The sequence below is a fragment of the Saccharomonospora iraqiensis subsp. paurometabolica YIM 90007 genome, from assembly GCF_000231035.2.
In the GTDB taxonomy this organism is placed as follows: Bacteria; Actinomycetota; Actinomycetes; order Mycobacteriales; family Pseudonocardiaceae; genus Saccharomonospora; species Saccharomonospora paurometabolica.
The window spans coordinates 46,882-50,786 of record NZ_KI912218.1 but is presented as its reverse complement, the minus strand read 5'-3'; the positions used below and the strand labels follow the sequence as shown (position 1 = coordinate 50,786).

4 protein-coding genes are annotated in these 3,905 nt (G+C 73.5%); all 4 read right to left on the bottom strand.

From position 1 onward, the window contains the following. Nucleotides 1–372, bottom strand: a 372-nt coding sequence (locus SACPADRAFT_RS0207310; protein WP_007026809.1) for an FAD binding domain-containing protein, incomplete at its 3' end; no start/stop codon positions are given. Continuing rightward, complete coding sequence (locus tag SACPADRAFT_RS0207305) at nt 369–839, bottom strand: (2Fe-2S)-binding protein (protein ID WP_007026808.1); 471 nt, start codon at nt 837–839, stop codon at nt 369–371. The genes SACPADRAFT_RS0207310 and SACPADRAFT_RS0207305, both read right to left, overlap by 4 nt. A 2-nt stretch (nt 840–841) precedes the next feature. Next, a complete protein-coding gene (locus SACPADRAFT_RS0207300; protein ID WP_007026807.1) occupies nt 842–3,097 on the bottom strand; it encodes a xanthine dehydrogenase family protein molybdopterin-binding subunit in 2,256 nt (751 codons plus the stop codon). A 152-nt stretch (nt 3,098–3,249) separates the two neighbouring features. Then, on the bottom strand, nt 3,250–3,756 hold the full coding sequence (locus SACPADRAFT_RS0207295; protein ID WP_007026806.1) for a hypothetical protein: 507 nt from the start codon (nt 3,754–3,756) through the stop codon (nt 3,250–3,252). Between the last annotated feature and the right edge of the window lie 149 nt (nt 3,757–3,905).

The following is a 3,905-nucleotide window of genomic DNA, read 5'->3' as shown; positions in this document are numbered from 1 at the left end:
GTCCGCGGCGGCGTCGCCGTGCACCACCGACCCGCCGATCGTGCCGCGGTGGCGCACCTGCCGGTCGCCGATCTCGCCGGAGACGTGCGCCAGCAGGGGCGCGTGCGCACCCAGCAGCGGGTCCCGCTCCAGGTCGCGGTAGCGGCTCAACGCGCCGATCGCGAGGGTGTCCCCCTCGTCCCGGACGTAGCGCAGCTCGTCCAGCGCACCGACGTCCACGACGAGCTCCGGGGCGGCCAGGCGCAGCTTCATCAACGGCACCAGGGAGTGTCCCCCGGCCAGCAGCTTCGCGTCGTCGCCGTGTTCGGCGAGCACACCGAGGGCGTCGTCCACAGAGGACGCACGTCGGTACTCCAGTCCGGCCGGGATCACTGCCGCACCTCCTGTCCCGAGGCGTCCATCACCGCGTTGACGATGTTGTGGTAGCCCGTGCACCGGCACAGGTTGCCCTCCAGGCCGGAGCGCACCTGCTCCCGCGTCGGCCGCGGGTTGTCGGCGAGCAGCGACACCCCGGCCATGATCATGCCGGGGGTGCAGAAGCCGCACTGCAGGCCGTGCTGGTCGCGGAACGCGCGCTGCACCGGGTGTTCCTCGCCGTCCGGACCCTCCAGTCCCTCCAGTGTGGTCACCGCGTGCCCGTCCGCCTGGGCGGCCAGCACGGTGCACGACTTCACCGACTCGCCGTCCAGCAGCACGGTGCAGGCGCCGCACGAGGTGGTGTCGCAGCCGATGTTGGCGGCGGTCAACCCGATCTCGTCGCGCAGGAGGTGCACGAGCAGGGTCCGGTCCTCGACGTCGGCCGAGACCGTCCGTCCGTTGATGTCCATCGTGATGCGCACGTTCAGTCCGCCTCCCGTACTCGTGCGAGTTCCTGCCAGACCCGGAGCGGGGTCGTGGGCATGTCGATGTGGGTCACCCCGAGATGCGCCACCGCGTCGACGACGGCGTTGTGCACCGCCGGGGTCGACCCGATGGTGGCGGCCTCCCCGATGCCCTTCACTCCCAACGGGTTCTCCGGGGTGGGGGTGGCCATTTCGACCAGGTCGAAGTCGGGCAGCTCGGTCGCGGTGACGAAGGAGTAGTCCGCCAGCGTGGCCGTGGTGGGGTTGCCGTCGGCGTCGTAGTCCATCACCTCGAGCAGCGCCTGCGCCGCACCCTGGCCGAGGCCGCCGTGCCGCTGCCCGGCGAACGTGACCGGGTTGATCACCGGGCCCGCGTCGTCGACCGCGATGATCCGCCGCAGCGCAGCCTTGCCGGTCTCGGTGTCCACCTCCACCACCGCGAGGTGCGCGCCGAACGGGTAGGTGGATCCGCCGTCGCCGAACCACACGTCGGCCGACAACTCCCCCGGTGCGGCCCGTGCGGCCACCTCGGCCCAGGTGACGGTCGCCGCGGTGGGGGCGCCGCGCACCTGCCACAGCCCCGCGGACGGGTCGAGTTCCAGGTCGTCCGGGGCGGCCTCCAGGTGTTCGGCGGCGATCTTCCGGGCCTTCTCGATCACCTCGTCGGCGGCGCGCCGGACGGCGGAGCCGCCGGCCTGCAACGACCGCGACCCCATCGTGCCGACACCCGCGGGCACCTCGTCCGTGTCGCCGTGCCGGATGGTGATCCGGTCCATCGGCACGCCGAGCTGGTCGCACAGCAGCATCGCCAGCGTCGTGTCCAGCCCCTGGCCGTGTGGGGAGCTGCCGGTGTAGGCGGTGACGGAGCCGTCCGGGTGGATGTCCACCCGGCCGCTCTCCCCGCCCCGGTCCGCCCCGGTGATCTCCACGTAGCTGGCCAGCCCCAGTCCGAGGGCGACCGGATCCCCGGCCTCGCGTCGGCGCCGTTGCTCGGCCCGCAGGTCCGCGTAGCCGCCCGCCTCCAGCACCCGGTCCAGGGCCTCCGCGTACTCGCCGGTGTCGTAGGTGGCGCCGGTGGGGGTGGTGTACGGGAACTCCTCCGGCGGGATGAAGTTCGTCCGGCGCACCTCCGCCGGATCCGCGCCGATCTCGGCGGCGAAGATGTCCAGCACCCGCTCGATCGCGGCCGTGGCCTCCGGCCGGCCCGCGCCGCGGTAGGCGGCGATCGGGGTGGTGTTGGTGACCACCGCCCGGCTGGCCGTCTCGACCCGGGGGAACCGGTAGACACCGGCGGCCATCAGTTCGGTCAGCATCGGCAGGAACAGGGTGCGCGGGTAGGCGCCCGCGTCCTGCACGACCTCCAGCCGCACCGCCTCGACCGTGCCGTCCCGACGGCCACCGATCGTGACGGTGTTGCGCTGGGCCCGGCCGTGCGTCATCGCCGTCAGGTTCTCGCTGCGGTCCTCCGTCCAGCGCACCGGCCTACCCGCCGCCGAGGCCGCCCAGCCGAGCACGACCGCCTCGGGGTCCGCCCCGATCTTCGCGCCGAACCCGCCGCCGACGTCCGGGGTGATCACCCGGACCCGTTCGGGGTCGGTACCCAGCCCCTGAGCGATCGCGGTGCGGGCCAACTGGGCGTTCTGGGTGGACAGCCACACGGTGAGCCTGCCGTCGTCGCCCCAGGCACAGGCCGCGCCCCGCACCTCCAGCGGCGCGGGGGCGACGCGCTGGTTGTCCAGCGTGCGGGTCACCACGACCTCGCAGCCGTCGAACGTGTCGTCGGCGAAGTCGCCGCCGTGGGTGTGGACCGTGTTCGACCCGATCTCCGGGTGCAGCACGGTGTCGTCGGCCAGGGCCGCGTCGAGGCCGGACACCACGTCGCGCGGTTCGTAGTCCACGTCGACCAGTTCAGCGGCGTCGGCCAGCTGGTACCGCCGCTCCGTCAGCACGAGTGCGACCGGTTCGCCGACGTAGCGCACCACGCCGTCGGCCAGCCACGGCTGCGGCACGGGCCCCGCCGCACCCGGCTCCAGGTCCAGGTCGGCGGCGGTGTAGACCGCGACGACCCCCTCGGCGGCGCGGGCCTGGGACGTGTCGATCGCGGTGATCGTGGCGTGCGCGATCGGGCTGCGGACGAACATCGCGTGCACGGCGCCGGTCAGCGCCGGGTCCCGCAGATCGTCGAGGTAGGTCCCGCCCGTCGTGATCAGCTTCTGGTCCTCGACACGGACGACCCTGGTTCCGGCGATGCTCATCCGACCTCCCGCTCCGTGGCTACACCGACGATCATACCGATCACCCTGTGTACCCCACACGGGAAATTCCCGGGAACACCGACCCGGCCACCGCACGGAATCGTTCCGTCCCGTTCCGGCGCACACCGCCCGCGGAACGGAACGGGACGGCGTCAGCCGACCGTCTCCTCCGACGCGCCGAACGCCGTCTCGGCGGCGCGGCCCTGCAACCGGCGGGCCGTGTCCGCCTGCCGGTCGGCCCGGCCCAGCAGCTCGATCAGTTCCCGTTCGTCGAGGCGGTCGTCGTGCCGGGCGACGGTCAGCAGACTGCGCCACACGCCCGCCCGGGCGGTGATCAGCATGCCCAGGCCGTCCAGTTCCACCACCGGGCTCGCCGGGGACGGGGTCCGCACCCGGCCGTTGAGCTTGAGTCTGCCCACCTTCTCCCCGAGCCACGCGGCCACCGTCTTGTACCGGCGCACGGGCACCCCCAGCTCGGACAGGATCACCCGCAGGGCGCGGGCGTCGTCGGCGACCTCGCCCGCCAACGCCGAGTACTCGGACGCGTCGGGACTCCCCCGCCGCTGCGCGGCCATCCGACGGGCCAGTTCGGCCGCGGCGACCGCCGCCGCGTAGTGGTCGTTGAGGTAGGTGGACAGCACGAGACCGGGACCGGGCATGCCCGTCGGATACCCACGGCGGACCGGTCCACACCCGCCGTCAGAGCGCGAGCGCGGCCCGGGGAGGTCAGTCGGCGTAGACCGCGGCGTGCAGCCTGCGCAGCAGCGCGGCGTAGGCGGCCCCGCCGAACCCGGCCCGGGTCAGCGCG